The sequence below is a fragment of the Lacticaseibacillus boliensis genome, from assembly GCF_054784775.1.
Genome location: NZ_BAAIHN010000066.1, coordinates 1 through 1712 on the forward strand (window position 1 = coordinate 1; position 1712 = coordinate 1712).

Consider the following 1712-nt stretch of genomic DNA (forward strand, 5'->3'; position numbering starts at 1 on the left):
GATCTAAGGTTTCGGCCTTAGTGAAGAACAACAAACGAGCTATTCAAATAACTCATTATATGAGAGTTTGATCCTGGCTCAGGATGAACGCTGGCGGCGTGCCTAATACATGCAAGTCGAACGAGGTTTTACTAATTGAAGTCTTCGGACTGATTTTTCTAAAACCGAGTGGCGGATGGGTGAGTAACACGTGGGTAACCTGCCCTTAAGTGGGGGATAACATTTGGAAACAGATGCTAATACCGCATAAACCTCTGGACCACATGGTCCGGAGTTGAAAGGCGGCTTTCGAGCTGTCGCTTTTGGATGGACCCGCGGCGTATTAGCTAGTTGGTGAGGTAAAGGCTCACCAAGGCTGTGATACGTAGCCGACCTGAGAGGGTGATCGGCCACATTGGGACTGAGACACGGCCCAAACTCCTACGGGAGGCAGCAGTAGGGAATCTTCCACAATGGACGCAAGTCTGATGGAGCAACGCCGCGTGAGTGAAGAAGGCTTTCGGGTCGTAAAACTCTGTTGTTGGAGAAGAACACATTTGAGAGTAACTGTTCAGATGTTGACGGTATCCAACCAGAAAGCCACGGCTAACTACGTGCCAGCAGCCGCGGTAATACGTAGGTGGCAAGCGTTATCCGGATTTATTGGGCGTAAAGCGAGCGCAGGCGGTTTTTTAAGTCTGATGTGAAAGCCTTCGGCTTAACCGAAGAAGTGCATCGGAAACTGGGAAACTTGAGTGCAGAAGAGGACAGTGGAACTCCATGTGTAGCGGTGAAATGCGTAGATATATGGAAGAACACCAGTGGCGAAGGCGGCTGTCTGGTCTGTAACTGACGCTGAGGCTCGAAAGCATGGGTAGCGAACAGGATTAGATACCCTGGTAGTCCATGCCGTAAACGATGAATGCTAGGTGTTGGAGGGTTTCCGCCCTTCAGTGCCGCAGCTAACGCATTAAGCATTCCGCCTGGGGAGTACGACCGCAAGGTTGAAACTCAAAGGAATTGACGGGGGCCCGCACAAGCGGTGGAGCATGTGGTTTAATTCGAAGCAACGCGAAGAACCTTACCAGGTCTTGACATCCTATGCCAATCTGAGAGATCAGACGTTCCCTTCGGGGACATAGTGACAGGTGGTGCATGGTTGTCGTCAGCTCGTGTCGTGAGATGTTGGGTTAAGTCCCGCAACGAGCGCAACCCTTATGACTAGTTGCCAGCATTAAGTTGGGCACTCTAGTAAGACTGCCGGTGACAAACCGGAGGAAGGTGGGGACGACGTCAAATCATCATGCCCCTTATGACCTGGGCTACACACGTGCTACAATGGATGGTACAACGAGTTGCGAACCCGCGAGGGCAAGCTAATCTCTTAAAGCCATTCTCAGTTCGGACTGTAGGCTGCAACTCGCCTACACGAAGTCGGAATCGCTAGTAATCGCGGATCAGCATGCCGCGGTGAATACGTTCCCGGGCCTTGTACACACCGCCCGTCACACCATGAGAGTTTGTAACACCCGAAGCCGGTGGGGTAACCTCTTTGAGGAGCTAGCCGTCTAAGGTGGGACAGATGATTAGGGTGAAGTCGTAACAAGGTAGCCGTAGGAGAACCTGCGGCTGGATCACCTCCTTTCTAAGGATATAGTTTAAACCTTCGGGTTTAAACTTACGGAAACCTATCACGAAACTTTGTTTAGTTTTGAGAAGATTACCTTCTCAAG

At 50.9% G+C, this 1712-nt stretch carries 1 rRNA gene; it reads left to right on the plus strand.

The annotated features are described in order from the left end of the window. The first annotated feature begins 55 nt into the window (after positions 1-55). Positions 56-1624 (plus strand): 16S ribosomal RNA (locus tag ACYVRB_RS14030). Positions 1625-1712 lie beyond the last annotated feature (88 nt).